Here is a 26,912-nt window from a genome sequence, read left to right as displayed (position 1 = left end):
TTGTCATAAAGTGGGTTGTTTGACGTGCTACCTTATTTAATTTCATTTGCTTTCTATTTTCTAATGATTGGTGCTGGCCTTCAGAAAAAAAGGATGCTTTCTTTTTTTATTGTTGCCAGTATTCCATTTGTTTTGCTGAGTATTTTTAGAGGATTGGTTGGTGTAGATTCTGCAGTTTACGAGCAGTCTATTGATTTTATAAAGGCAAATCAAGGTCTTTCACTAATTTTTGAGCCAGGATTCGAGCTACTTATTCTTTTTTTGACTGAAATATCTGCGGATACAAAGTTGTTGATGATGATGATCACAACTATCATTGTTGTTGTATTGTATATTGGAATTATAAAGATAGACCGTAAGCCTATTTTATTTTCTAGCATAATTATCCCTTATTTTTTTCTTGATATGTCAATGAATGGCTTGCGCTATGGCTTGGCATTTTCAATTGTAACTTTAGGGGCTGCTTACCTAATTTCTGGGCGGCGTAAATTATTTTTTATGTTGTTGGTTTTGGCTGGCACAATTCAAATCTCAAGTCTATTGCTGGGATTGATATTATTGATGCTGATTGAACGGCGATATATTTATATAGTGTATTCTGTTTGCTTTTTGTTGGTTTCTTCCATAGTATTTAGTGAGTATCTTTCTGTGAAAGTAGGTACTGTTTCGGAGCTCGAAGGTGTTGGTTTATTTTCTGGCGTGGTTCCATTGCTAATTTCCTTTTTTTCGTTGTTAATTTTTTTTAGTGATCGAAGATTAAGGTCTCAAATATTGGCTCCATTATGTTTTCTACTTGTACTTGTTTTTGTTTCTTTTGTGTATGCAAAGTTTAATTATGCTGGAGTTCGAATTCAGCTTTTGGTTTTGTACTTAATTCATTTGTATGTGACCTGCTATATGCGAATTCTTGGGATTCGATTTAATTATCGAAATTTTTTCCTGCTGATGTTGCTTGGTATTGTAGCTGCAACGTTCAGATTGAAGAATTTTAGTGATGAAAGTGGGGTTGGACTAGCTCCATTTGCGCCATATCATTTTTATTGGGAGAGGAATTGATGCCGATAAAATTACTGGGGAATACAGTATTTAGCATTATAGTGCCGATATATAATGTTGAACAATATTTAGATAAGTGTATTCTAAGTATTCGTAATCAATCATTTGATAATTTTGAGTTGTTGTTGATTGATGATGGTTCTACTGACAATTCGCTTATGATTGCTCAAGAGCATGCGAAGTCTGACTCTCGAATACAGGTTGTTTCTAAGATAAATGAAGGTCAGGGGCTGGCGAGGAATGCGGGCTTAAGGATGGCTAGCGGTGACTACATCATGTTTGTTGATAGTGATGATTGGATCGATTTAGCTTTGTGCGCGGATGTGTTTCGTGCATTTCAAGAAAATGATGCTGATTTTCTTAATTTTGGATTAGATTTCATTTCTGAGAGTGGTCATTTAGTTAAGACGATGTCTGTTTTTTCTTGTGAAAATTTATTTTCCCCTGATATATTTTGCAATGCGATGCTTGATGTGGATATTTTCTCATCACCTTGCAATAAGATTTATAAACGACAATTTATTGAGGATAATCAGATTAGATTTCCTGAATTAAGAAAATATGAAGACCCTGTTTTTTCTAAGTTAGTGGCGAAGTTTGCCAAAAAAACTTTGTTCTTGTCCAAAGTTTATTATCATGTGTTAGTTCGTGAAAATAGCACGACGCGTAAGATTTCATCTCAAAGCTTGTTTGATTTGGGTCTGCTTTTGGAAGTTCTTCGCAGTGATGTGATTGATGTGAATAATATCGTTGAACTTAATTTATATAAGGCCTATACACTGAAGCTTCTTGCCGGATTTTTAATTCAATCTGCATATAGAATACGATCATCTAGTGATTATATTTTGTGTTTCTCTATTGTTAGGCAGTATGGTTTTTATAACTACATGGCTGAGGATAATGTTTTAAGTGTTCTTCCATTAAAGAATAGAATCATGATTGTTTTTTGTAAATACCCTAAAGTGCTAAGAATGGTTTCGCAGGTTTTAAATCTACTTAAAATAAGACCGCATTAATTTTAAATGTACCTGGATTAAATGAATTGAGTGTAAAGATATATAAAACTGCGGTGCTGCTTGCTGCATATAATGGTCTTGAGTGGCTTAATGCTCAAATTGAATCTATTTTATCTCAGTCTGTCGTTGAAGTAACTCTGTATATTAGTACAGATAAATCAAGTGATGGAACAGAGGATTATCTTGTTAGAACTTATTCCAGCAACGAGAGCATTAAACTGTTGCACACAGGGGGCGTGTATGGCAGTGCTGGTGCAAATTTCTTTAGATTATTAAGGGATGTATCATTTGAAGAATTTGATTATGTTGCATTTGCTGACCAAGATGATATCTGGGCTGAAGACAAGCTGATTCGTGCAATTAATACTCTTGATAAAGAGGGCGCTAATATTTATTCAAGCAATGTGACTGCATTTTGGGTTGATGGGCGTGAAATGGTTATTGATAAAGCTCAGCCGCAGCAGGAATGGGATCACTATTTTGAGGCGGCGGGGCCAGGCTGTACGTATGTAATACAGGCTGCGGTTGCAGAGAAATTAAAAGGCGTTATTATCCAGCAGATAGATGCTATGAATGGTATTGCACTGCATGATTGGTTTATTTATGCTTGGGCTAGGCATAATGGGCTAAGTTGGTTTATTGACCCTGTGCCTAGTATGCGCTATCGGCAGCATGCTACTAATGTTGTTGGGGTGAATAATGGCCTTACTGCTGCAAAATCTAGGTTTAATAAATTGAGTGATGGTTGGTATTTAAAGCAAATTATGTTGATTGCAAACGTAATTAATGCGAATGAGGTATCAGTTATTAAATGGGTTAAAAATCCATCATTTTTAAATAAATTCAAACTGCTACTTTCCGTGCCTAGTTGTCGTCGACGGATTCGTGATCGTTTGGGTTTTATTGTTTTTATTCTTATGCTGCGTAAACATGAAAAATAAGCTTTTAATCACAGGTGCAAACGGTTTTGTCGGTAATGCTTTATGTTCTCTTTTAAGCCAAAATGATATTCCATTTCGTGCGGTTGCAAGGCAGGGCGATGGTGAAACTATTTTTGTAGGCAATATTGATAGTAGTACGGTTTGGGCTGAGGCATTAGCTGATATTGATGTGATTATTCATGCTGCTGCTCGTGTGCATGTAATGAATGATGCTTCTCTTGACCCTCTGGCTGAATTTCGCAAAGTTAATGTTGAAGGTACGTTAAATCTAGCTCGGCAAGCTGTTGCTGCTGGTGTTCATCGCTTTGTTTTTATTAGCTCGATTAAAGTCAACGGTGAAGCCACGAAATTAGGCCTACCGTTTAATGCTTATGATATGGCTGCGCCGCTTGATCATTATGGCGTTTCTAAGTACGAGGCGGAGCAGGGTTTGCTTCAACTGGCTAAGGAAACGGGAATAGAGGTGGTCATTATTCGTCCACCTTTGGTTTATGGGCCTGGAGTTAAAGCTAATTTCGCGGCAATGATGAAATGGTTGCAAAAAGGTGTTCCTTTGCCTTTAGGTACGATTCAGAATAAGCGCAGTCTCGTTGCGTTGGATAATTTGGTCGATTTGATTTGGACTTGTACTCATCATCCTGCGGCTGCGAATCAGATTTTTCTGGCGGGCGATGGTGAGGATTTGTCGACGACTGAATTATTGCAGCGCATGGCTAAGGCATTGAATGTAACTAGTCGTTTGATTCCTGTGCCGATGTGGGCTTTGAATTTTGGTGCTAAGTTGTTGGGTAAAGCCGATATGGCGCAGCGTTTGTGTGGCTCTTTGCAGGTGAATATTTCCAAGGCGCGTGATGTATTGGGGTGGGAGCCGCCAGTCAGTGTGGATGAGGCTTTGTTAAAAACGGCGCAGCATTATTTGCGGCACACAAAGTAAACCGGCGTTCTCGTTATTTTATATTTATTGGGTTTAGTTTATGTTGAAGCGTTGTTTTGATTTCTTATTGTCTCTTATTTTAGTTATCGTTTTTTTACCACTCATTATTTTGGTCGGTTTGTTGGTAAAACTCACATCAAAAGGGCCCGCACTATATTGGTCTGATCGGGTTGGAATTCGAAATTGCATTTTCAAAATGCCTAAGTTTCGTTCAATGCGAACTGATACGCCTGCCGTCGCAACGCATTTACTGGCAGATCCTAAATCTTGTTTAACGCCAGTGGGTGATTTTTTGCGTAAATCGAGTTTGGATGAGTTGCCGCAGCTTTGGTGTATTTTGAAAGGTGACATGAGCTTTGTTGGGCCACGTCCAGCTTTATTTAATCAGAATGATTTAATTGCATTGCGTACTGAACAGGGCGTTGAGCAGTTGTTGCCTGGATTAACGGGTTGGGCGCAAATTAATGGCCGTGATGAGTTGCCGATTCCGGTGAAAGTTGGTTTTGATGTTGAATATTTGCAAAAACGTTCTTTTTTATTTGATTTAAAAATTATGTTTTTGACTTTTTTGAAAGTTATTCGCCGTGATGGGATTACACATTAAATTGCATGGGTGGTAATTTTTAATCTAGCTTAGGTTAAAATAGTATTTGCTATAGAGAGATAGGTTAAATTATGTTAGATAAAGCAATTGCTTTGCCACGTACGACAAAAAGCTTGCTCATTTTGGCTTTGGATTTTATTTTGTTGCCGCTGGCTTTATGGGCTGCAATTGCTTTGCGTTTAGATGATTGGAGCTATCCTGTTCACTTTTCCTGGTGGGTTTTTTTATTGCCATCATTTATTGCAACGCCCATTTTTATCCGTTTTGGCTTGTATCGTGCAGTGATTCGCTATATCGAAGACAAGGCTGTTTTAACGATTGCAACTGCAGTGAGTTTAGCGCTTTTGGGATTTATTGCTGCGATTCAGTTGTTTCAAATTAGCGGGATTCCTCGCGGTTCTTTAGTTATTTTTTGGTTACTGGCAATGGCGATTATTATCGCTAGCCGTTTTGGTGCGCGCTCTATTTTGCGTAAATTAGCACCGCTTTCAAAAATCAGGAAAACCGTATTGATTTATGGTGCTGGCAGTGCAGGGCGGCAATTGGCGGTGGCACTTCGCACGGGGCAAGAATACGAACCTGTTGGCTATGTAGATGATTCTGCTCAGCAGCAAGGTTTACAGATTGGTGGATTGAAAGTTATTAGTAACAGCCAAATGTTGCAATGGATTGAATTAAAAAAAGTAGATCAAGTTCTTTTGGCCATTCCTTCTGCGCCACGCTCGCGGCAAATTGATATTGTGAATCAGCTAGAACCTTTGGCGGTTGAAGTACGGATTTTGCCGGGAATGGCGGAATTAGTGAGTGGTGAAGTACGTTTGGCCGATGCACGTGAAGTGGGGGTGGACGAGTTATTGGGCCGCGAGCCTGTGCCGCCAAATCAAGAACTATTGGCGCGAAATATTAAGGGCAAGTCAGTGATGGTGACGGGCGCTGGCGGTTCGATTGGCTCTGAGTTATGTCGGCAAATTGTTAAAAATCAACCTACGCATTTAGTCTTGTATGAATTATCCGAATTTGCGCTTTATTCAATTGAGCAAGAATTAAGCCAATTTATTCGTGAACATGCGCTGAGTATTGAGCTGCATCCTGTATTGGGCTCGGTGCAAAATGGTTTGCGCTTATCGGCAATTATGCAGCGCTATGGCGTGCAAACGGTGTATCACGCGGCTGCTTATAAGCATGTTCCTTTGGTTGAATACAATATTACCGAAGGGATTTTAAATAATGCCTTTGGTACTCGCGCCGCTGCTGCTGCTGCGATTGATGCGGGCGTTGAATTTTTTGTATTAATTTCAACCGATAAGGCCGTACGTCCGACCAATATTATGGGTGCAAGCAAGCGCATGGCGGAGTTGGCCTTGCAGGCGTATGCGCTTGACCCAAGTGTAAAAACACGTTTTAGCATGGTTAGGTTCGGTAATGTTTTGGGGTCAAGTGGTTCAGTCGTACCTTTGTTCCGTAAGCAAATTGCTGAGGGTGGCCCAGTTAAAGTGACTCACCCAGAAATCAATCGTTTTTTCATGACAATTCCAGAAGCGTCGCAATTGGTGATTCAGGCTGGTGCGATGGGCGGTAATGGCGAAGTATTCGTGCTGGATATGGGTCAACCAGTACGGATTGTTGATCTCGCGCGCCGAATGATCCATCTCAGTGGCTACACCTTACGCGATGACACCAATCCGAATGGTGATATTGCGATTGTGTATTCGGGTTTACGCCCGGGTGAGAAGCTGTATGAAGAGCTGCTGATTGGCGACAATGTCAGTGGCACTGAACATCCGCGCATTATGAAGGCCAATGAGCAGTGCTTAACGTTGGATGAGTTGGAGCAAATGATTGCCGACTTGAGCATTGCCTGTGTCAACAATGATTCAAAATATGTAATCGAAGTTTTGCAGCGCTGTGTGGCTGGATTTAAACCAGATCACGATGTGCGTGATCACTTACATGATTTTTCATAGGTATATTGCTCTAGCCATTATTAAATAATGGCTAGATGGTAATACTCTATACCAGTACCACATCAAACTGTTCCTGCGTATACGCCGTTTCTACCTGTAGATAAATCGGTTTTTTGATGAAATCGGCCAGCTGCGCCAAGTTGGCAGATTCTTCGTCGAGGAACATATCGATGACCGATTGGGCGGCTAAGATTCGATATTCTTTGGCATTAAATTGCCGCGCTTCCCGCAAAATTTCTCGTAGAATTTCATAGCAAATTGTTTGTGCCGTTTTGATTTCACCGCGTCCTTGGCAGGTTGGGCAAGGCTCGCACAGCACATGGGCGAGTGATTCGCGCGTACGTTTGCGCGTGATTTCGACCAAACCGAGGCTGGTGAAATTTGATACTGTGATTTTGGTGCGATCTTTTTCTAGTGCTTTCTTAAGTTCGTTCAATACAGCTGTTTTGTGTTCTTCATTATCCATATCGATAAAATCGACGATGATAATGCCGCCCAAATTGCGCAGGCGCAGTTGTCGTGCGATGACTTGCGTCGCTTCGAGATTGGTTTTGAAAATCGTATCGTCAAAAGAGCGCGTACCGACAAAGCCGCCAGTGTTCACATCGACGGTCGTCATCGCTTCGGTTTGGTCGATGATGAGATAGCCACCAAATTTCAGATTCACGCGGCGACTCATGGCACGTTCGATTTCTGCTTCAACACCGTGCAATTCAAACAGCGGACGCTCACCCGAATACAGCTGAATTCTTGGTAATACGTCCGATACAAATCGCCCCGCAAATTCAGTCATCTTGGCAAAGTTTTCGCGGCTATCGACCCAAACGCTGTCGGTTTCGGTGGTGACCATGTCGCGTAGTGCGCGTAACTGCAGTGATAAATCTTGAAAGAGTAACGATTTGGCGGGTAGGGTGATGGAGCTTTTTTTGATATCTGCCCAGATCAAACTGAGGTATTCAATATCGGCACGCAATTCATCATCTGATGCATGATCGGCACTGGTGCGGACGATATAGCCGAGGTGTGTTTCTGGCAGTAAAGCTTCCATGCGTTGGCGTAGACGATCACGCTCACTATCGTCGCCGATACGCTGCGAAATGCCGATGTGATTGTCTTGCGGTAAGAACACCAAAAAACGACCTGCGATACTGATTTGCGTTGAAAGTCGTGCGCCTTTGGTGCCGATGGGGTCTTTAATGACTTGCACCATTACCGCTTGGCCTTCGTGCAGCAGGCGTTCAATGCGCTGGACTTCGCTTGGGTTTTGGCGTTGTTCAATCACATCGGCAATATGCAAAAAGGCGGCGCGCTCAAGACCAATCTCGATAAAAGCGCTTTGCATTCCTGGTAAAACTCGCTTCACCATGCCCAAGTAAATATTCCCGACCAAACCACGGTGGGCGGCGCGTTCGATATGAATGTCATGCACAACCCCCTCATCAATGGTGGCAACACGGGTTTCTTGCGGGGTGATATTGACGAGGATTTGTTCTTTCATAGCCACTTTGCAGGTCGAGTTGGGGGTGGAGTAAGTAGCAGTCCAAAAACTTTCCAGCAAGGCACCGAGCCGTAGACATTACAAATCGTACGGCAAGGCGAGGTAACGATGCTGGAGAATTTTTGGCTTAGCATTGAGTGCTCAGCGAGAGTGCCATTGCGGTCAGTTCATTCCAAACGTCGCCCGTACCAATGCCTTTAATCAGGCCATCAATCCGCGCTGCACTGGCAAGTGCTTGCGTAATTTGACGGCGGTTTAAGCGGCTGGCGGCAGGTTCAATCAGGCGTTGCTTATTGCCCCACAGGCGTAAATCTTTGATGAGCTGAGCGCTGGCGATATTGCGAGAGCGGCCTTGCGCAAAGCGAAATAGATTCCGTGTTTCTTCAGTCAGTGCCCAAAGCACCAGCACCGCTGATTCGCCTTCCGCCTTGAGGCCTGCCAGCATATGGCAGAGCCGTTCGGCATCGCCGATCAGTAGCGCTTCGCCCAATTGAAACACATCGTAGCGAGCGACATTGGCGACGGCTGCTTCGAGGTCATTTAAGCTGAGTTTGCCTGCAGGGTGTAGCAGTGCTAGTTTTTGAATTTCTTGTAATGCCGCGAGTAAATTACCTTCAACTCGATCGACCAACCATTCCATCGCATCAGGGCTTAAGCTTTGCTGCTGTGTAGCAAGGCGTTTGCTAATCCATTGCGGCAGGGCACTGCGTTCGATGGTTTTCGCTTCAATCACTTCACCCGCTTTGGCGAGTGCGGTCATCCATTTGCTATTGAGCGCTGCTTTATCCAGCTTGGGCAAGGTAATAATCGAGAGTGTATCGCTAGGGAGCTTACCAGCAAAAGCTTCTAGCGCTTTACCCCCTTCGGTTCCCGGCTTGCCATTCGGAATACGTAATTCCAAAATGCGCAGCTCAGCGAATAAGGACAGAGACTGCCCTTGCGAGGTGAGCTGACTCCACTGAAAATGCGCTGCATTCTCGACCGTTAAAACTTCGCGCTCAGAATAGCCTTGCTGGCGCGCGGTATCGCGTAGCGTTTGTACCGCTTCAAGGCTAAGTAAAGTTTCATCGCCATGAATAATGTAGAGTGGTGCGAGTTTACGTTGCACGCTCGCAGCCAGATCTTCAGTACGCATATTAAGGTGCAGTTGCCGGAACTGATGCTGCACGTTGCCGTGCAGCTGCGTTTACGCGGCGAATGATTTGCTGTGAAGAGTCGCGCTGCATTTCGCTAATCAGTTTGCCTTCTTCATTTTCATTGGCGAGCAACACGTTTTCATCCCATTGTAAGGTGCGGCTTAAAGAAATAGTTGAGTCTTCCAGTAGGGTTTCACCATGCGCGGTGGCATTAAAATGAACGCGGTAGAAGACGCGATATTGCACCACTTGGCCAGCGCTATTCACGCTGAGAATTTGTTTGTCCGAGCCTTCGCGGATGATATTAATTTGCGCTTCGCCTGCTTTGTCGACTAGCTGCACACCTGGCTGTAATACCAGCGCTTTACGTAATTCTTGTGCTGCAGCGCCACCGCCGGTAACTTGGACTGTTTTGAATATCAGTTGTGAGTTAGCCCCTTGCCCGCGCAAGTGAAAGCCGCACGCCATCAGGCTAAGGCAGAGCCCAAGAAGGAATAAGGTTTTCAAACGTAATGGCATGGCGGTTCCAATCAAATTAAAAAAGATGCCAAGGGTATTGCCTTGGCATCATTGCTACATATTGCTTAGACGACAATACTCACCAATTTTCCTGGAACAACGATAATCTTCTTCGGTGTGCCTTCAACATGCTTTTTGACGCTTTCATCGGCGAGTGCCGCCGCTTCGATGCTTTCTTTGCTCGCGTCTTTGGCAACATAGATCTCACCACGTACTTTGCCGTTCACTTGCACCATCAGCTTGATTTCGTCTTGCGTCAATGCATCCGTCGCTGGTTCTGGCCAGGCAGCGTGCGCCACTTCACCGGCGTAGCCTAGTTGCAGCCACAAGGTGTGCGCGATATGCGGCGCGGCAGGGTAAATGGCGCGCAGTAAAATCCCAAAGCATTCACGCATCACGGCTGCGTTGCTACCGTTATAGGCATCGAGTGCATTGAGCATTTTCATCACGCCGGACACGATGGTGTTGTATTGCAGACGTTCGTAGTCGTTATTGATTTGCTTGAGCGTGCTGTGGATTTCAAAACGCAGTGCTTTGTCTTCTTTGTTCAACTCAATGCCATTTAGGGTATCGCTAGCTGACTTAATTGCATCCGCGTGTTTAACGCTATACCCCCATAGACGGCGTAGGTAACGATACGCACCTTCAACGCCAGAGTCGCTCCATGCTGCGCTTTGCTCGGGTGGGCCAGCAAACATCGTGAACAAACGCGCCGTATCGGCACCGAATTTCTCGATAATGTCTTTCGGTTCAACGACGTTATTTTTTGACTTCGACATTTTTTCGATGCCGCCCATCACAACGGGCAGGCCATCTTCTTTGTAAATCGCTGAAATCGGACGGCCTTTTTCGTCGTGCTGTACTTCAACTTCATTGGGGTAGAACCAGCGTCGTTTTGCTTGAGCACTTTCGCCAGCTGCGGGATCACGGTAATAGCAATCACGCAGTAACATGCCTTGCGTAAATAAGTTTTTGAATGGCTCGTCGAAATTGATTAAACCTTCATCGCGCATCGCCTTGGTCCAGAAGCGGGCGTACAGCAAATGCAGTACCGCGTGCTCAATGCCGCCGATGTACTGATCCATGCCAGAATTCATCCAGTATTTCGTGCCGTCTGCGACCATTGCTTCCGTGTTTTTCGGGTCGCAATAGCGCATGAAATACCAGCTTGAATCGACGAAGGTATCCATCGTGTCGGTTTCGCGTTGCGCAGCAGCGCCACATTTCGGGCAGTCAACATTGAGGAAATCGGCGCGATTTTTCAGCGGATTGCCCGAACCATCGGGAATGCAGTCCGTTGGCAATACAACAGGCAGTTGATCGTAAGGTACTGGCACATCGCCGCAGCATGGGCAATGGATGATAGGAATCGGCGTGCCCCAATAGCGTTGGCGGCTAATACCCCAGTCGCGCAAACGCCAGGTGGTTTTTTTCTCGCCAGCCTCGATAGCGGCCAAATCAGCGGCTACTGCATCAACGGCGGCTTTGAAGCTCAGACCGTCGTATTTGCCGGAGTTGATCGTCACGCCGCGTGATTTGTCGCCGTAGGCTTCAAGCCATGCGTCTGTGCTGAACGTGACGCCTTCAATGGCGATGACTTGTTTGATGGGGAGATTGTATTTTTGTGCGAAGCCAAAGTCGCGCTCGTCGTGCGCTGGCACGGCCATCACTGCGCCGTCGCCGTAGCCCATCAGCACGTAATTGCCAATCCAGACTTCAACTTGTTCGCCAGTGAGCGGGTGAGTGACGAACAGACCCGTGGCTTTGCCGAGTTTTTCTTGGCTAGCGATTTCGGCCTCGGAAACGCCGCCTTGTTTGCATTCTTCAATAAAGGGTAGTAATTCAGGATTTAATTGAGCTGCACGTGTTGCAAGTGGATGCTCAGCAGCCACTGCACAGAATGTCACGCCCATAATCGTGTCGGCGCGCGTAGTGAAAACATACAGTTTGCCGTCTTGCACTAGGCCGCCGCCATCTTTGATGTCGTGCGTGATGTTGTGTGAGAAGGCAAAACGCACGCCTTCTGATTTACCAATCCAATTGCGCTGCATTGCGCGCACCATATCAGGCCAACCGGTCAGCTGCTCGATGTCGCCGAGGAGTTCTTCGGCGTATTGTGTGATGCCAAAGTAGTAGCCAGGAATTTCGCGCTTTTCAACCAAAGCGCCCGAGCGCCAGCCGCGCCCGTCAACGACTTGTTCATTCGCCAACACAGTTTGATCAACTGGATCCCAGTTCACAACTTGGGTTTTTTTGTAGGCAACGCCTTTTTCTAGCATTTTCAAGAAGAACCATTGGTTCCACTTATAGTATTCAGGATCGCAGGTGGCGATTTCGCGCGACCAGTCAAATGACAAACCCAGCGGTTTCATTTGCGATTTCATATCGGCGATATTGGCGTAAGTCCATTCGGCTGGCGATTTGTTGTAGGCAATCGCTGCATTTTCGGCTGGCAAACCAAATGCATCCCAACCCATAGGCATTAGCACATTAAAACCCTTCATCCGCAGATGGCGCGCCAACATGTCATTGATCGTGTAATTACGCACGTGGCCCATATGCAATTTGCCCGATGGATAAGGCAGCATTGAGCAGGCGTAATACTTCGGACGGCTCTCATCTTCAGTCACTTCAAACGCGCGCGCGTCTTCCCAGTGCTGTTGGGCGGCGGCTTCGACTTCAATCGGTGAGTATTGTTCTTGCATGGTTGGCGGCAGGGTCAAAATATCGAAACGTCGATTATACCTGAGCTACCGCTGAGCGGCAGAATGCACAGCATTTGTCTTTTTTTGACGATGAATTGGCATCGGTAGAATTTATTGCCTATGTTTTCATGACAGCAGTTCAAATGAGATTTTTACAAGGGATGAAAATATGAAGCAACAGCGTGGTTTTACCTTGGTCGAGCTAGCGATTGTGCTAGTGATTATTGGTTTGATTTTAGGGATGGCGTTTAAGGGTAAGGACTTGATTGACGGCGCTAAAGTAAAAAATATGCAGGCGCAATACAATAAGATTGTGGCTGGATTTAATATTTATTACGAGAAATATGGTGCATATCCTGGGGATGGTTGTATAGCTGCTGTAGTCGCGCTTGGGGGCGGTACGACTTGCCCAGCTGGTAATCGCGACGGGATACTAGGAAATGCGTTTGAAACGCAATCAGCAATTAACCTTTTGTTAAATACTAATATCCTCACGAACGCTGATATCCAAAGTGTATTTGGACAACCGTGGGCAATTACACCATCTGCTGACGTGACGTTAGTTGCTACAGGAACTAATTTTATGTCATTAACTAATGCGGCAGGAGTGCCGCAGGCGGCTGCTGATGTTCGCTTTGTTTGTGCTTTGGACCGTTTGATGGACGACGGAGTGAACACTACGGGAATTGTGCGTAGTACTGGCTTGGTTTATACCGCAGCGACAGATTGTTGGGCACAAACTGGGCAGGTGACTGTGGGGGTTCGCGTTTTACCTTAACTTGTAGCGCAAATGAATGCCCCTTGACCGGGGCATTTATTATTGAGGAAAAAATATAATGCGACAGCGCGGCTTTACTTTGGTTGAATTGGCGATTGTGTTGGTCATCATCGGTCTAATCTTGGGGATGGCTTTTAAAGGTAAAGATTTGATCGATGGTGCCAAGGTGAAGAATTTGGCCGCACAGCACAACAAAGTCATCGCAGGGATTAATATTTTTTACGAAAAATATGGCAGTTATCCCGGCGATGGTTGCGCAGCTGGCCAGCCTCTTGCTGGCACGGCAATTTGTCCTGGCGCAAGAAACGGTTTGATTGAAAATGGTAACGAGGCCACTGCATTTTGGGTTGCCTTGATTGATCGAACCAATATTCTAACGAGTGCAGAGCGGCGTAGTATGTTTGGGCAGGACTGGAATATTTGGAATAGCACTGGCGCGGGAAATCCAAGTTTTGTTGGCGCAGGTCGCCCAGTTGCTGGGAGCTGGCTTGATTTGCCGGGTGGTGCACAAGCAGATCCACGTCTGGTTTGTGCGTTGGATCGGCAAATAGATGACGGCGCTTCTGGATCTGGGGTGATACGGGATGCCGATAGTATAACAATCTATACACCAGCAACTGATTGCTGGTCATTGACGGGGCAAGTGAATGTGGTGATGCGTGTTTTGCCGTAAATATTGAATCCAATACTGTTAATTTTAAAGCCGACTTCGTGTCGGCTTTATTTTGTGTGCCTGATATTGCGCAATGTGCTTTGATTTTGCTAAACGGTTTTTTTGTGGGTATATTGATCTAGTAATTATTAAATAATGGCTATGTCAATATACCCATCATGCTTTGAGTGCTTCACGCAGCAAAGACAGCGTCACAGGGCGCTGTTTGCTTAAAGAGAGTGCGTTGATGCTGGCAATTTGTTGATACAGATTGGGCAGGTCGCGCTCGGCGTGGCGCATTAGGTATTCGACGAGTTCTTCGTTGAGTTCGAACCCTAGGCGGCGAGCGTAACGTTGTAGCGCAGCCGCTTTGTCAGAATCCGACAAAGTTTTCAATTGATAGATCAATCCCCAGCCCAAGCGCGTTGTTAAATCGTCGCGCAGTGGCAATAGCATCGGCGGCAAGTGACCGCTGACCAAAATCCGCCCACTACCTTCGCGCAATGTATTGTAATGATCGAACAGCACAATTTGCTGCTCGGCATCGAGGCTGGCGACATTGTCGACAATCAGCGCGGCGTCAGAGGCAAGCTCTTGCGGCAGCATATCGTTTAAAGCATTAATCAGAATGACCTGACCTTGCGCAGCCAAGCGTTCTTGCGCTGCGGCCAGTAGATAGCTTTTGCCTGCGCCTGCTTCGCCCCATAAATACAGCGCCCGCACCGATGTATCGCCGCTGGCCCACAGGCTGAGCTGAAACAGCAATTCGGCATTTTCACCGCGCACAAAATCATCAAAGCTTTTGGGTTGTGGTAGCAGTAGATCCAGTACCAGCTGGTTCATTCAGGTCGGCCTTGTGTCAAACAATAAGTGCTTAGGCAAAAGTTTTCTTGCATTGTTGTCTCGCCTTGTCGTACTTCGTGTACTGCCTGCGGCATCGACGCCTTGCCATAAAACGTGTGCACTCGTACTTAGATTTCTAATTACAAAGATAAACTTCCCCCGCATTCTGGCTTTGGCTCAGCGTACGATGTGTACGGTTTGCGGCTGTGTGCCAAGCGGGAAAACTTTTGTACATAACTGACTACGGAATAAATCGCAATCTTGGTGACGATTGGGGCAGGCGAAGTGCCATTTTTGCTATAAAATGCGGGCATTCGCTGTATGACTACCTATTCTAACGCACTCAGAGTGGGTTTTGACAGTGGCAAGCGCCCGCGAGGGTCGCGCTTGCTGCGGTTTGAAACTGCATTCTGCGCGCTGTTCACCTAAGTACGAGGCCTTATCCCATGTCAAAACAAAGTCTGAGTTACCGCGATGCCGGTGTTGATATCGACGCTGGTGACCAGCTCGTTGAAAACATTAAACCGTTTGCTAAACGCACGATGCGACCTGAAGTTCTTGGCGGCATTGGCGGCTTTGGCGCGCTGGTTGAAATCAGCAAAAAATTTAAAGAGCCAGTTTTGGTATCGGGCACTGATGGTGTCGGCACTAAATTGAAACTCGCTTTTGAATTGAATCGCCACGACACAGTCGGTATCGATTTGGTCGGCATGAGCGTCAACGATATTTTGGTACAAGGCGCTGAGCCACTATTTTTCCTAGATTATTTCGCTTGCGGCAAATTGGATGTGGATAGTGCGACTGAAGTGATTAAAGGCATTGCCGCAGGTTGCGAGCAAGCGGGTTGCGCCTTAACGGGCGGCGAAACCGCTGAAATGCCGGGCATGTATCCCGTTGGCGAGTACGATTTGGCGGGTTTTGCCGTTGGCGTTGTTGAAAAAAGCAAAATCATCGACGGCACGACAATTGCCGCTGGCGACGTGGTTTTGGGCTTGGCTTCTAACGGCGCGCACTCAAATGGTTACTCGCTGATTCGTAAGATTTTGCATCTGGCTGATGCCGATTACGCGGCTGAATTTGATGGCGGCAAGAGCTTGGGCGACGTGGTAATGGCACCAACGCGCATTTATGTAAAACCGCTTTTGAAACTGATGGCTGAAATGACCGTCAAAGGCATGGCGCACATTACTGGCGGCGGTATCACAGAAAACGTGCCACGCGTATTACCAGACAATGTGGTTGCACAAATCGATGCCAGCAGCTGGACGATGCCAAAATTGTTCCAATGGTTGCAAGAGCAAGGCAATGTTGCACCGCAAGAAATGTACAAAACCTTTAACTGTGGCGTGGGTATGGTCGTGATTATGTCGGCTACTGACGCTGCTGCTGCAACGGCCTTGCTCGAAGCGGAAGGTGAAACGGTGTATCAACTCGGTACAGTTCGCGCGCGCGTAGGCGATGAGCACCAAACTCAAGTTGCGTAAAGTGCGAAGCATCCGCTGATAGCGAGTCGCGCGGTACTCGGAATCCTCATGTACAACCGTACACTCCGGTTCCTGTGTTCCGTGCTTCCCGCTCTGATCGGCGCTTGGCACTTTCGCGTCGCGAGAGGGTTCGAGGCGAGGCCTGTACGGTCTCGCTTTTTTTATTGTAGGTTTAGGATGATCAAGGTTTTGAGTAGGTATATGAATGCAAGCATTACTATAAAATGCCTGCATTCATATACGTCACTCTTTTGTTTTTAAAATGAAAAATATTGTAATTTTGATTTCGGGTCGTGGCAGCAATATGCAGGCGATTGTGAACGCGTTTTTGAATGAGAAAGCCGCTGGCGCACAGATTGCGGCGGTGATTTCTAATCGCCCTGATGCAGCGGGTTTAACGTGGGCGGCTGAGCGCGAGATTGCCACGGCGGTGCTCGATCACAAGCAATTTGCGGGTCGTGAAGCGTTTGATGCGGCTTTGGCAGAGTTGATCGATGGCTTTGCGCCGGATTTAGTCGTGCTGGCGGGTTTTATGCGGATTTTGACTGCTGAGTTTGTGAATCATTATGTGAATCGCTTAATCAATGTGCATCCATCGCTGTTGCCGGCTTTTATCGGCGTGAATACGCATCAGCGCGCGATTGATGAAGGCGTGAAGTTGGCGGGTTGCACGGTGCATTTTGTCACGGCGGAACTCGATAGCGGCCCGATTATTGCGCAAGCCGCCGTGCCGGTGATGTTGGACGATACGGCGGACAGTTTGGCGCAGCGGATTTTGGCGCAAGAGCATCAGCTGTATCCGAAAGTGGTGCAATGGTTTGTGGCTGGGCAATTAGCCGTGGTCGGCAAGCAAGTGCGCGTTACTGCGCCAGCTTGTGCAGATGGATTTTTACAAGCGCCGAGTGAACTTGGCTCATCACAAGCACCGAGTGTAAATGTCTTATTATCAGCACCGAGTGCTTAAGTGAAATACTTGCGTTGGTTTATTTGGTTTGCGTTGATTGCATCGATTTTGGTGCATTTGATCGCGTTGCTGGCTGAGCCGATTTATGCGTGGCTGACGCAGCCGGAGTTTGCACAAACCGAATTAAAAAAAACTGACCGCAAATTAGCCGAACAAAGTTTGGATGAAGAAGAGACGCCCGCAGAGCTAGTAAATGTAAAACCGGCTGAAAAACAGGTGGTTTTTTTACAAGCAGTGCAGCCGAAAGTAGTTCGACCTAAAGCTGTACCAAAGAAATTGGCGCTAAAACCCAATACTGAAGCGAGTGCGGTGAAGTCTGTGCAAGAGCGCGTAGCACCTGAGGAAAATGCGCAACTGCAAATCGCGGCAACGCCAGAACCAAGTCGCAGCGTGACCGCTGAAATGGAAGCAGCGGCCGCTTTGAGTCGCATCAGTACCAGTTCTAGTGCGGCGCAGGCTGTGGCAGTTCAAGCGTCGAGTGCATCAGCGGTTAAAGCACGGATTGCGACGCAAATCGATACGGAGGCGAGCAAGCGCTTTCCAAAAGTCGTTGAAATCGGCTATTACTACGCGGTATTTGATGCGCGGATTACGTGGAAAATTGAAAATAATCAGTATGAAATGCAGCTGAAAGCCAGTCCGGCGGGCAAGAAGGTTGATTTTGTCAGTGAAGGTGAGATTAATGCGCGTAATGGTGTGAAGCCTTTGCGTTTCGCCGATCTAAGCCCTGGTGTCGATAAGCCGCCGAAAAATGAAGTGGTGTTTAATTGGGATAGTGACACGGCCATAGTGGGGCCACCCAATGATAAAAAAACGGAAAGCATCGAGCCGGGCGATCAAGATTTATTGTCGGCCGCGTTGCATTTGGCGCTGATGGGCAGCAAGCATCCGACTTATGCCATGTCTTTGTTTAGCGGGAAAAAACGTTATCCCGATGTGGTTTTTGAGCTAAAAGGTGAAGCCACATTGACCTTGGGGCAAGAAAAAGTCGATGCCGTATTAATGCGCGCTAAATGGGGAGATCGACAGGTTGATTTCTGGTTGGCGCCACAATGGAATAATCTACCCATTAAAATGAGCGTGAACTTAGGTAAAGACGGTAGTTATGAAATTACCGCTAAGTCGGTGACATTGGATGGGCGCAAAGTGCTTGAATGGGTTGCTCCACGTGATCAACAACACCGTAGGCCTTAAATGAAATATAAATTGGGAATCGTGTTGTGCCTTATTTCGGGTCTGCTGTTTGCAGCGCCTAAGCAGCCGAAGACGCCCATCGCAGCCTATCCGAAAAAAGTTGAAATTTCATATTATTTGAGCATTTTTACTGCCAAGCTGACGTGGGATTTGGCGCCAGAACATTACTCACTGCGCTTAGCAACACAGCCCTTGGGTAAAAAAATGCTTTGGTTAAGCGAAGGACGGATTGAAAAGCAGATCGTTGTGCCTGAGCGATTTGCTGAGTATCGCAATGGTGTGGAAACGCCAAGAAATGTCGCCCAGTTTGATTGGGCAACGGGGCTGGCGAATGTCGGCGCGCCAGATTCGGCGCAGACTGAGCCGATTGCTTTAGGCGATCAAGATTTATTATCGGCTGCTTTGCAGTTTGCATTGCAGCCAGTACAGGGCAAGAAACTATCGCTATTTAATGGGCGTAAGCGTTATCCCGATGTTGAGTTTGTTTGGCAAGCGCCAAGAAAACTCAAACTGGGAGAACAAGAAATTGATGCAGTGGTCGTGACTGCTTCGTGGGATGATAGGCAAGTTGAATATTGGCTTGCTCCGCGCTGGTATTACGTCCCTGTGCGTATGATTTTTACTTTGGGTAAAGACGGTGTGTTTGATGTATCTGCCAATGAAATCAGTATTGATGGTAAAACCGTTTTAAATCGCCCAAATCCGAATATTGAAACAAGAACTGCAACAAAAACAAGAGAGTAAACATGACCCCTATTCAACTTTCCGCTACTTTGGATGTGCTCAATTCCGCGCTGAGTTTTACTGCACCAGCCGATGCCGTGGTGTCGCGCCATTTTCGCGAGAACAAAAACTTAGGTCCAAAAGATCGCGCTGTCGTGGCTGAAACTGTATTTGGCGTGTTGCGCCATTTGCCACAACTCGATTGGTTGGCGGGCGGCGAAGTGGGTAGTAAATTGCCAAGCACGCGTGATTTGTTGTTGGCGTTTTTTACGCGGATTAAACATTTAAACCTGCGTGAATTGCCAGCCGTGTTTGGTGATAATGATAAAGAACGTGCCGCGGGTATGAAGGGTATGGCGCTGCGTGATGCACCACTTAACGTTCGTGCGGCATTACCCCAGTGGGCGGTAGATGCTTTGCTGGCGGATGGCAAAACTGAAGAAGAAATTCTTGAGTTGGGTCAATCGATGTTGCAAGCCGCACCATTGGATATTCGTGTGAACGGCATTAAAGCCAAGCGTGAAGCAGTGGCAGCTGAATTGAAAGCGGCTGGTGATATTAATACGACGCTGACGCCATTTTCACCGTGGGGTCTACGCGTCGAAGGCAAGCCTGCGATCAATAAATACAAAGCCTTTTTGGAAGGCCGCGTTGAAGTGCAAGACGAAGGTAGCCAATTGCTCGGCCTGTTGTGCGGCGCACGTCGTGGCCAAATGGTCGCCGACTTTTGTGCGGGTGCTGGCGGCAAAACATTATTGCTCGGCGCAATGATGCAAAACTCAGGTCGTTTGTATGCGTTTGATATTTCGGAAAAACGTCTGAGCAATTTGAAACCGCGTCTGGCGCGTTCAGGCCTGTCGAATGTGCATCCGCAATTGATTTCAAGCGAATCAGATCAAAAAATCAAGCGCTTAGCGGGCAAAATGGATGTTGTTTTGGTCGATGCACCATGCTCAGGTATGGGCACATTGCGCCGTAATCCAGATCTGAAAGCACGTCAAACACCGCAAAGCGTGTTGGAATTGAATGCGAAGCAAATCGCGATTTTGAATTCGGCATCGCGGATGGTGAAGCAAGGCGGTCGTTTAGTTTATGCAACGTGTAGTTTCTTGAGCAGTGAAAATGAAGCGATTGTGGATGCGTTTTTAGCAACACACCCTGAGTTTAAATTGCTCGATGCGCGTGAAATCTTGAAAAAAGAGCGTGTTGAAATTGAGTTGACAGGTGAATACCTGCAATTGACGCCACATAAACATCAAACTGATGCTTTCTTTGCTGCCGTGCTGGAGCGTTCGGTGCCTGCTGCTGCCGCTGTGGATGAATCCATCGCCGCAGAATAAGTTACTAGCCGTAGAAATGAAAAGACCCGCTGATGTAGCGGGTCTTTTTTATTGGGTCGTTTTACTTCACAACGCGTAATGTCGGTTTGCCTGTTGGGCGTGGCGGTGGATCTTTCGGTTCCTCGCCATCCGCTTGAGATTCTGGTGAGCTTTCTGGTGCGCCATCGGCATCAGCAAATGTATCTTCATACTCAAAGCCCATGCCTTCGCCATTTTCACGCGAGAAAATTGAAATCACCGCGCCAACTGGAATGACAATGTCGCGCGATACGCCATTAAAGCGAGCGGAAAACGTAATGAAATCATTGGCTAAGCTCAGATTACGACAAGCGCTGTAACTGATATTCAGCACAATTTCATTGTTTTTCACATATTCCATCGGCACTTGCATTTTACCGCGTACAGCAACGACCAAATAAGGCGTAAATCCTTGGTCTGAACACCATTCATGAATGGCGCGTAATAAATAAGGCTTGGTCGATACGGTTTGCATAGAATTCTCCGCGAGGTGTTAGGTGCGAGGGATAAAGTGTGTTGATTGATGCTTTACCCTCGCGCCTCACTTAATTACTTACGCATTGCTTTTTCATTGGCAGTCAGTGAGTCAATGAAGGCTTCACGGCTGAAAAGACGTTCGGCATATTTCATAACTGGCGCAAGACCTTTAGTGACTTCGATGCCGTAGTGTTCAAAGCGCCATAGCAAAGGTGCAATCGCTACATCCAGCATAGAAAACTCTTCACCTAAAATGAATTTTTGTTTGGTAAATAGCGGTGCAATTTGCGTTAGATTGTCGCGAATCGTAATACGCGCGATTTCAAGCGCTTTTTTCGTTGAGCTACTGTCTTCCAGTGTTTTCACGTGGATGAACAATTCACGTTCTAAATTGAACAGCATCAAGCGAGCACGAGCGCGCATCACTGGATCGGCTGGCATCAATTGTGGGTGCGGGAAGCGCTCATCAATGTATTCATTGATGATGTTTGATTCATACAATTGCAATTCGCGTTCAACGAGAACTGGAACTTCATTGTAAGGATTCATGATGGCAAGGTCTTCTGGCTTGCTGTGAATATCCACGTCGAGGATCTCGAAATCCATTCCTTTTTCAAATAGCACAATACGGCAGCGATGGCTAAATGGGCACGACGTGCCAGAATATAATTTCATCATGATGGATATACCTATCGACTTTTTAGAATGAATGGGATTTTACTATTTTTGCAGTGCAATATCTAGCGATAGTCTGATAAGTGTTTGTAGTTAAAAGGAAAAGCGGAAATAAAAAAGGGCGGAGAACCGCCCTTTTTTTGATAGTTGCTGATTAATGAATATCTTTCCAATATTCTTTTTTCAGCAAGTAGGTGAGTGGTACCAAAATGAAGAGTAGGAACAAGACCACGGCATAGCCGATTTGCTCACGTTTCACTTGAGCTGGCTCAGACATATACGTCATGTAATTCACCAAGTCGCCAACGCGTTGATCGAACTCTTTGTTGTCAAAGCCGCCAGCCTCAGTGCCACGCGTCAACAGACCGGGTTTTACCAATTTCAGCGTATGCACTTCATGCTCGCCTTCTTTTTTAGTTTCAAGGATTTGCTCGCCTTGTAACTGCCAAAGTACGTGCGGCATACCGACTTTATCGAACACCAGATTATTCCAGCCAGTCGGGCGGGTGTCATCACGGTAGAACGTACGCAGATAGGTATACATCCAATCGGCACCGCGTGAGCGGGCAATCAAAGACAAGTCCGGCGGTGTAGCACCAAACCAAGCTTTCGCTTCTTTGGCATCCATCGCAACTTTCATTGGGTTGCCCACTTTATCGGTGGTAAACATCAAATTGTCTTTGATTTGCGCTTCGGTTAAACCAATGTCTTGCAAGCGGTTATAACGCATTGCCACCGCACCGTGGCACGATAGACAGTAGTTAACAAAAGTTTGCGCACCGCGTTGTAGGCTTTCGGCGTTACGCAAATCGATTGGCGCTTTGTCTAAATGGATGTTGCCACCAGCTGCATAGCTGCCGACCGCTACGCTGGCTAACAGCGCAAATAACAATGAATTAATCAAATTTTTCATATATTTCTCCCCATTACTTCATCGTTACGCGGTCAGGAACCGGTTTCGTTTTATCGATTTTGGTATACCAAGGCATCAATAAGAAGAATAGGAAGTAAATAATGGACAACACTCGTGATAAGAATGTACCAATATCGGTCGGGGCTTGAGTTCCTAAATAGCCAAGGCCAAAAAAGGAAATAACAAATAAGGTCAGCGCTGTTTTGTAAATTGGCCCACGATAGCGGACTGATTTTACTGGCGAGCGGTCAAGCCAAGGCAATGCACCGATAATTAAGGTTGCTGCACCCATTGCCAATACGCCCCATACTTGCATACCAAAGAAGGATGGTACTGCACGCAAAATGGCGTAGAACGGTGTGAAGTACCAAACTGGCGCAATATGCGCTGGTGTTTTTAGTGCGTCAGCAGGATCAAAGTTCGGATGCTCTAGGAAGTAGCCGCCCATCTCAGGCAAGAAGAACATGATCGATGTAAACACCACCAAGAACACTGAAACACCAAAGATGTCTTTTACGGTGTAGTAAGGGTGGAATGGAATGCCATCGAGTGGAATACCAGTTTTCGGATCTTTCAGCTTTTTGATCTCAATCCCGTCTGGATTGTTTGAGCCGACTTCATGCAATGCCACTAAGTGAGCCACAACCAGTGCCAAGAGCACTAGTGGTACAGCGATCACATGCAAAGCAAAGAAGCGGTTCAAGGTCGCATCAGAAACGACGAAGTCACCACGGATCAGCTCTGATAGATCAGGACCAATCACAGGAATCGATGCAAACAAGTTCACAATAACTTGTGCACCCCAGAATGACATTTGACCCCAAGGCAGTAAGTAGCCCAAGAAAGCTTCAGCCATCAGGCACAAGAAAATCATCGTGCCGAAAATCCAGATTAATTCACGTGGTTTTTGGTATGAACCATAAATCAGGCCACGGAACATATGCAGGTAGACAACGACGAAGAACATCGATGCGCCCGTTGAGTGCATATAACGAATCACCCAGCCGCCAGCCACATCCCGCATGATGTATTCAACGGATGCAAAAGCGACAGAGATGTTTGTGCCCGGAATTAAGTTGCCATCCGGTTTGTAATTCATCGTTAGGAAAATGCCGGTCACAATTTGAATGACCAAGACCATCATGGCTAACGAGCCAAAGAAGTACCAAAAGTTAAAGTTCTTTGGGGCGTAGTATTCAGAAACGTGGGCTTTCCAAGTTGAGGTGAGTGGAAAACGCTCATCAACCCAGCCGAGGACTTTTTCAGGAACTTGTTCTAGTTTGCTCATGTTCGCTCCCTTTATTTATCTTCACCAACCAACAACAAACTGTCGGATAGGTATTTGTGTTCTGGGATAATCAAGTTGGTCGGTGCAGGAACGCCTGCAAACACACGACCCGCTAAATCGAACTTAGAACCATGACATGGGCAGTAGAAACCACCGACCCATTCTGGACCTAAATCAGCAGGTGCCAGATCTGGACGGAAGGTTGGCGAACAGCCCAAATGCGTACAGACGCCCACTGCAATCCAAATCTCCGGTTTAATAGAGCGAGTTGGATTTTTAGCATATTCAGGTTGATGATCGACGCTTGAGGTCGGATCAGCCAGTTTGGGGTCATTTTTGGCCAACAGCGCCAACATTTCTGGCGTACGCTTAACCACCCAAACTGGTTTACCACGCCATTCGATCGTAATTTTTTGGCCTGGTTCTAGCTTACTAATATCCACTTCAACTGAAGCACCGGCGGCTTTCGCACGCTCGGACGGGAAAAAGCTGGCGATAAACGGCGTCGCGATCCCTGCCACTGCAGCGCCACCGGCTGCACTGGTGGCGATTAACAAAAATCGCCGTTTACTATTGTCTACTTGTTGGTCACTCATAACCCAATCCCTGATTGACTGAACGTAATATTCTTCGAAGTATGAAATTCTACCTGAAAGAGCGTCGGAACTTAAAGCTGCTTCATTCGTCTGAAGCCGCAATTTGGAAAAAAGTCAGCGTTTTGTCGAAATTTTCGCGTAGCCAGCGAGTTCTTCGACTAGTTTGTCGCTGACTGCTGAGGTGATTTCCTGCACTTTTTCGTTTTTTCTGCCTGGATGGGTGATTTGGAATACACGCGCAGTTACGCGCCAGCCTTGCTCAGTTTGATTCAAAACATACTGCATCCGTGCTTCAGTGGGCACCGTGGTATTGGCTATCGGCATCATGAATTCGAGGCGTAAATTGCCTTTGCTGCGAATTTGCATGCCTTTGCTGGTGCGGTAAGTAATGATGTCTTCAGTAATGACTTTACTACTGCGCGATTTAATAATGATGCTAGGCGCGGCTTGATTCTCAGTGCTGGTAGCGGATGGCGTTGCGCTAGGCTTATTCGCCGGTGCAGTTGGCGCGCTGCCGCAAGCGCTGAGTGTGCAAGCAATCACGGCAGCAAGGGCTGTGATTGCATTGCGGATAAAGCCGGTTGGTAGATCTTTATTCATACTGGATTATCCAAGTCAAGATGCGTGTGTTGTAAATTAAATTCATTGGCAAGATGCTGTCCTAGCGCTGCAATGCCGTAGCGCTCGGTGGCGTGATGGCCAGCCGCGATAAAACTCACGCCGCTTTCATTGGCCAGGTGAGTCACAAATTCAGAGGCTTCGCCGGTGATAAAGCAATCGACGTCCAAGTTCGCTACTTCATGAAAATAGCTTTGCGCGCCGCCTGTACACCATGCCACATTGCGAATCATTTGCTCTGCTGCTCCAATCGCTAAGGGCTTACGATTGAGTGCAATACCAATGTGTCGCGAAAAAGTATCAAATGACATGGGTACGGGTAATTCACCCAGCCAAACCAAATCTTGTTCACCACAACGTCCACTGGCCATCAGTCCTAGTTTTTTGCCTAGCTGTGCATTGTTGCCCAACTCTTCATGCGCGTCTAAGGGGAGGTGGTAGCCAAATAGATTTAAATCAGCAGCAAGTAGGGCGGCAATACGCTGCTTTTTGGTGCGCACAATGCAAGAATTCTCGTTCTTCCAGAAAAAACCATGGTGAACTAGCAGCGCATCGGCTTTGAGTTCGATGGCCGCTTCAATGAGCGCTAAAGAAGCAGTTACACCGGTGACAATGTGTTGAATCTCGCTGCGCCCTTCGACTTGCAAGCCGTTTGGTGCATAATCCTTAAATCGCGCAGTAGATAAAAGCTGGGCGAGGTAAATTTCTAATTCTTGACGTTGTATTGGCATAAGAGATCTGCAAATGATGAAAAAACTTTGGCTGATTTTCGCACAAACTGCCACGATCGGTTTAGCCATCTGGTTTTTAGTGACGGTATTGAAACCGGAATGGCGTCCTACTGCGCCACCCACCGTGGTAACGGTCGCAAAAGAAGTGCCTGTCGCATCAGCAGTTAGCGCGGAATCTTCTTACCGTGATGCTGCAAAGCGTGCCAAACCCGCAGTGGTGAATATTTTTACCTCACAGGTCGTTAAGCAAAACCGGCCGATGCCTTTGAATGACCCACAATTTCGGCGGTTTTTTGGTGATCGTGGTGGCGACATGGAAGGCGCAGCCAAAACCTCTAGTTTGGGCTCTGGTGTTTTGATTTCAGCCGAAGGCTACATCATCACTAATAATCATGTCGTTGAATCGGCAGATGAAATTCAAGTTGCACTGGCCGATGGTCGTCGTGCAATGGCACGCTTAGTGGGCAGTGATCCAGAAACTGATTTGGCCGTTATTAAAATTGAATTGGAGAATTTACCTGCGATTCAATTTGCTGATTTAGAAAAAATTGCGATTGGTGATGTGGTCTTGGCGATTGGCAATCCTTTTGGCGTGGGTCAAACGGTGACAATGGGGATTATTTCCGCTTTAGGTCGTAGCGAATTGGGTATCAATACGTTTGAAAACTTTATTCAGACGGATGCTGCAATTAATCCGGGTAACTCGGGTGGCGCTTTGGTCGACGCGCGAGGAAATCTACTGGGAATTAATACCGCCATTTACTCGAAAACCGGTGGTTCCTTGGGGATTGGTTTTGCGATTCCAGCGACGACGGTGAAGCAAGTGATGGAAGCCATTATTAAAGATGGTGGCGTCACACGGGGCTGGCTGGGCATTGAAGTGCAGGACATCACGCCTGATCTGGCTGCGTCTTATCGCTTGGCATCGACTAAAGGTGCTTTGATTGCCGGTGTGGTACGTAATGGCCCAGCGGCTAAAGCAGGCATCCGACCTGGTGATATTTTATTGCAGATTGATGGCAAAGAAGTGACCGATTCAGCGCACATGCTGGATTTGATCGCCGCTTTGCCTCCTGAGCGCGCTGCTGCAATGATGGTGATGAGGCAGGGAGAGGTAGTACAAATTGAAGCCATGGTTGGGAAGCGACCGAAGTTTGAAAGGCGATAAAAAAAGGAGCTTCGGCTCCTTTTTTTATTGGTATTGCTACGCAGGCATTTATTATTAATGGCTACATGGTAATACCC

At 46.5% G+C, this 26,912-nt stretch carries 26 protein-coding genes; 14 read left to right on the top strand and 12 right to left on the bottom strand.

Features of this window, described 5'->3' with window-relative positions:
• Window positions 1-24: 24 nt before the first annotated feature.
• From Q320_RS0110760 to Q320_RS0110735, 6 genes are all read left to right on the top strand, one after another.
• Entirely contained in the window at window positions 25-1,056 is a 1,032-nt protein-coding gene (locus Q320_RS0110760; protein ID WP_156939046.1) for an EpsG family protein, read from the top strand.
• Window positions 1,056-2,072: a glycosyltransferase family 2 protein gene (locus Q320_RS20835; RefSeq protein ID WP_051534663.1), complete on the top strand. Its 1,017-nt coding sequence runs from the start codon at window positions 1,056-1,058 to the stop codon at window positions 2,070-2,072. Before Q320_RS0110760 ends, Q320_RS20835 begins: the two co-directional genes overlap by 1 nt.
• 26 nt (window positions 2,073-2,098) lie before the next feature.
• Window positions 2,099-3,013 (top strand): glycosyltransferase, encoded by a 915-nt coding sequence (locus Q320_RS0110750; protein ID WP_027469007.1) that lies wholly within the window; start codon window positions 2,099-2,101, stop codon window positions 3,011-3,013.
• Complete coding sequence (locus Q320_RS0110745) at window positions 3,003-3,947, top strand: UDP-glucose 4-epimerase family protein (protein ID WP_027469006.1); 945 nt, start codon at window positions 3,003-3,005, stop codon at window positions 3,945-3,947. Before Q320_RS0110750 ends, Q320_RS0110745 begins: the two co-directional genes overlap by 11 nt.
• Before the next feature lie 40 nt (window positions 3,948-3,987).
• A complete protein-coding gene (locus Q320_RS0110740; protein ID WP_245591002.1) occupies window positions 3,988-4,551 on the top strand; it encodes a sugar transferase in 564 nt (187 codons plus the stop codon).
• 68 nt (window positions 4,552-4,619) lie between these two features.
• A complete protein-coding gene (locus tag Q320_RS0110735; RefSeq protein WP_373277224.1) occupies window positions 4,620-6,515 on the top strand; it encodes a polysaccharide biosynthesis protein in 1,896 nt (631 codons plus the stop codon).
• Between the two features lie 46 nt (window positions 6,516-6,561).
• On the opposite strand, the gene rng is transcribed toward Q320_RS0110735, so the two are convergent.
• The 4 genes from rng to leuS form a co-directional block, all read right to left on the bottom strand.
• Window positions 6,562-8,013: a ribonuclease G gene (rng, locus tag Q320_RS0110730; protein ID WP_027469003.1), complete on the bottom strand. Its 1,452-nt coding sequence runs from the start codon at window positions 8,011-8,013 to the stop codon at window positions 6,562-6,564.
• Between the two features lie 127 nt (window positions 8,014-8,140).
• A complete protein-coding gene (gene holA / locus Q320_RS0110725; RefSeq protein ID WP_027469002.1) occupies window positions 8,141-9,148 on the bottom strand; it encodes a DNA polymerase III subunit delta in 1,008 nt (335 codons plus the stop codon).
• A gap of 1 nt (window position 9,149) precedes the next feature.
• Window positions 9,150-9,668 (bottom strand): LPS-assembly lipoprotein LptE, encoded by a 519-nt coding sequence (locus Q320_RS0110720; protein ID WP_027469001.1) that lies wholly within the window; start codon window positions 9,666-9,668, stop codon window positions 9,150-9,152.
• Between the two features lie 65 nt (window positions 9,669-9,733).
• On the bottom strand, window positions 9,734-12,373 hold the full coding sequence (gene leuS / locus Q320_RS0110715; protein WP_027469000.1) for a leucine--tRNA ligase: 2,640 nt from the start codon (window positions 12,371-12,373) through the stop codon (window positions 9,734-9,736).
• A 169-nt stretch (window positions 12,374-12,542) separates the two neighbouring features.
• Here leuS and Q320_RS20830 point away from each other — a divergent pair, with 169 nt between their 5' ends.
• Both Q320_RS20830 and Q320_RS20825 read left to right on the top strand, forming a co-directional pair.
• On the top strand, window positions 12,543-13,151 hold the full coding sequence (locus tag Q320_RS20830; RefSeq protein ID WP_051534662.1) for a type II secretion system protein: 609 nt from the start codon (window positions 12,543-12,545) through the stop codon (window positions 13,149-13,151).
• 58 nt (window positions 13,152-13,209) lie between these two features.
• Window positions 13,210-13,824, top strand: coding sequence for a type II secretion system protein (locus tag Q320_RS20825; RefSeq protein WP_051534661.1), 615 nt, complete (start codon window positions 13,210-13,212; stop codon window positions 13,822-13,824).
• Between the two features lie 156 nt (window positions 13,825-13,980).
• Here Q320_RS20825 and hda read toward each other — a convergent pair whose 3' ends face one another.
• On the bottom strand, window positions 13,981-14,646 hold the full coding sequence (gene hda / locus Q320_RS0110700; protein WP_027468999.1) for a DnaA regulatory inactivator Hda: 666 nt from the start codon (window positions 14,644-14,646) through the stop codon (window positions 13,981-13,983).
• 446 nt (window positions 14,647-15,092) lie between these two features.
• Here hda and purM point away from each other — a divergent pair, with 446 nt between their 5' ends.
• The 5 genes from purM (at window position 15,093) to Q320_RS0110675 (ending at window position 20,351) form a co-directional block, all read left to right on the top strand.
• The gene (gene purM, locus Q320_RS0110695) at window positions 15,093-16,130 is read left to right on the top strand and encodes a phosphoribosylformylglycinamidine cyclo-ligase (protein ID WP_027468998.1); all 1,038 of its coding nucleotides are present in this window, start codon (window positions 15,093-15,095) and stop codon (window positions 16,128-16,130) included.
• A 262-nt stretch (window positions 16,131-16,392) separates the two neighbouring features.
• Window positions 16,393-17,094, top strand: a complete 702-nt coding sequence (gene purN, locus Q320_RS19485) for a phosphoribosylglycinamide formyltransferase (protein WP_084282582.1) — start codon at window positions 16,393-16,395, stop codon at window positions 17,092-17,094.
• Entirely contained in the window at window positions 17,095-18,288 is a 1,194-nt protein-coding gene (locus tag Q320_RS0110685; RefSeq protein WP_027468997.1) for a DUF3108 domain-containing protein, read from the top strand.
• Window positions 18,289-19,032: a DUF3108 domain-containing protein gene (locus tag Q320_RS0110680; RefSeq protein ID WP_027468996.1), complete on the top strand. Its 744-nt coding sequence runs from the start codon at window positions 18,289-18,291 to the stop codon at window positions 19,030-19,032. It begins immediately after the preceding gene.
• A gap of 2 nt (window positions 19,033-19,034) precedes the next feature.
• Window positions 19,035-20,351 carry an RsmB/NOP family class I SAM-dependent RNA methyltransferase gene (locus Q320_RS0110675; RefSeq protein WP_027468995.1) on the top strand — a complete coding sequence of 439 codons (1,317 nt, stop codon included), beginning with the start codon at window positions 19,035-19,037 and terminating at the stop codon, window positions 20,349-20,351.
• 61 nt (window positions 20,352-20,412) lie between these two features.
• Here the strand turns inward: Q320_RS0110675 and Q320_RS0110670 are convergent, their stop codons facing one another.
• From Q320_RS0110670 to Q320_RS0110640, 7 genes are all read right to left on the bottom strand, one after another.
• Window positions 20,413-20,844: a ClpXP protease specificity-enhancing factor gene (locus Q320_RS0110670; RefSeq protein WP_027468994.1), complete on the bottom strand. Its 432-nt coding sequence runs from the start codon at window positions 20,842-20,844 to the stop codon at window positions 20,413-20,415.
• Window positions 20,845-20,918: 74 nt separating this feature from the next.
• A complete protein-coding gene (locus Q320_RS0110665) occupies window positions 20,919-21,524 on the bottom strand; it encodes a glutathione S-transferase N-terminal domain-containing protein (RefSeq protein ID WP_027468993.1) in 606 nt (201 codons plus the stop codon).
• 151 nt (window positions 21,525-21,675) lie between these two features.
• Window positions 21,676-22,434, bottom strand: coding sequence for a cytochrome c1 (locus Q320_RS0110660; RefSeq protein ID WP_027468992.1), 759 nt, complete (start codon window positions 22,432-22,434; stop codon window positions 21,676-21,678).
• Window positions 22,435-22,447: 13 nt separating this feature from the next.
• Window positions 22,448-23,722, bottom strand: a complete 1,275-nt coding sequence (locus Q320_RS19480) for a cytochrome b (RefSeq protein WP_084282580.1) — start codon at window positions 23,720-23,722, stop codon at window positions 22,448-22,450.
• A gap of 11 nt (window positions 23,723-23,733) precedes the next feature.
• Window positions 23,734-24,318, bottom strand: coding sequence for a ubiquinol-cytochrome c reductase iron-sulfur subunit (gene petA / locus Q320_RS0110650; RefSeq protein WP_027468991.1), 585 nt, complete (start codon window positions 24,316-24,318; stop codon window positions 23,734-23,736).
• 114 nt (window positions 24,319-24,432) lie between these two features.
• Window positions 24,433-24,918, bottom strand: a complete 486-nt coding sequence (locus Q320_RS0110645) for a hypothetical protein (RefSeq protein WP_027468990.1) — start codon at window positions 24,916-24,918, stop codon at window positions 24,433-24,435.
• Window positions 24,915-25,667, bottom strand: coding sequence for a Nif3-like dinuclear metal center hexameric protein (locus Q320_RS0110640; protein WP_281174242.1), 753 nt, complete (start codon window positions 25,665-25,667; stop codon window positions 24,915-24,917). Before Q320_RS0110640 ends, Q320_RS0110645 begins: the two co-directional genes overlap by 4 nt.
• Before the next feature lie 13 nt (window positions 25,668-25,680).
• Between Q320_RS0110640 and Q320_RS0110635 the strand changes: the two genes are divergently transcribed.
• Window positions 25,681-26,835 carry a Do family serine endopeptidase gene (locus Q320_RS0110635; protein ID WP_035853460.1) on the top strand — a complete coding sequence of 385 codons (1,155 nt, stop codon included), beginning with the start codon at window positions 25,681-25,683 and terminating at the stop codon, window positions 26,833-26,835.
• The last annotated feature ends 77 nt before the right edge of the window (window positions 26,836-26,912 follow it).

Origin of the sequence: Deefgea rivuli DSM 18356 (assembly GCF_000620145.1) — a bacterium.
GTDB lineage: Bacteria > Pseudomonadota > Gammaproteobacteria > Burkholderiales > Chitinibacteraceae > Deefgea > Deefgea rivuli.
Note: the sequence above shows the minus strand (reverse complement) of the source record. Positions and strands in the feature narration are given on the sequence as shown.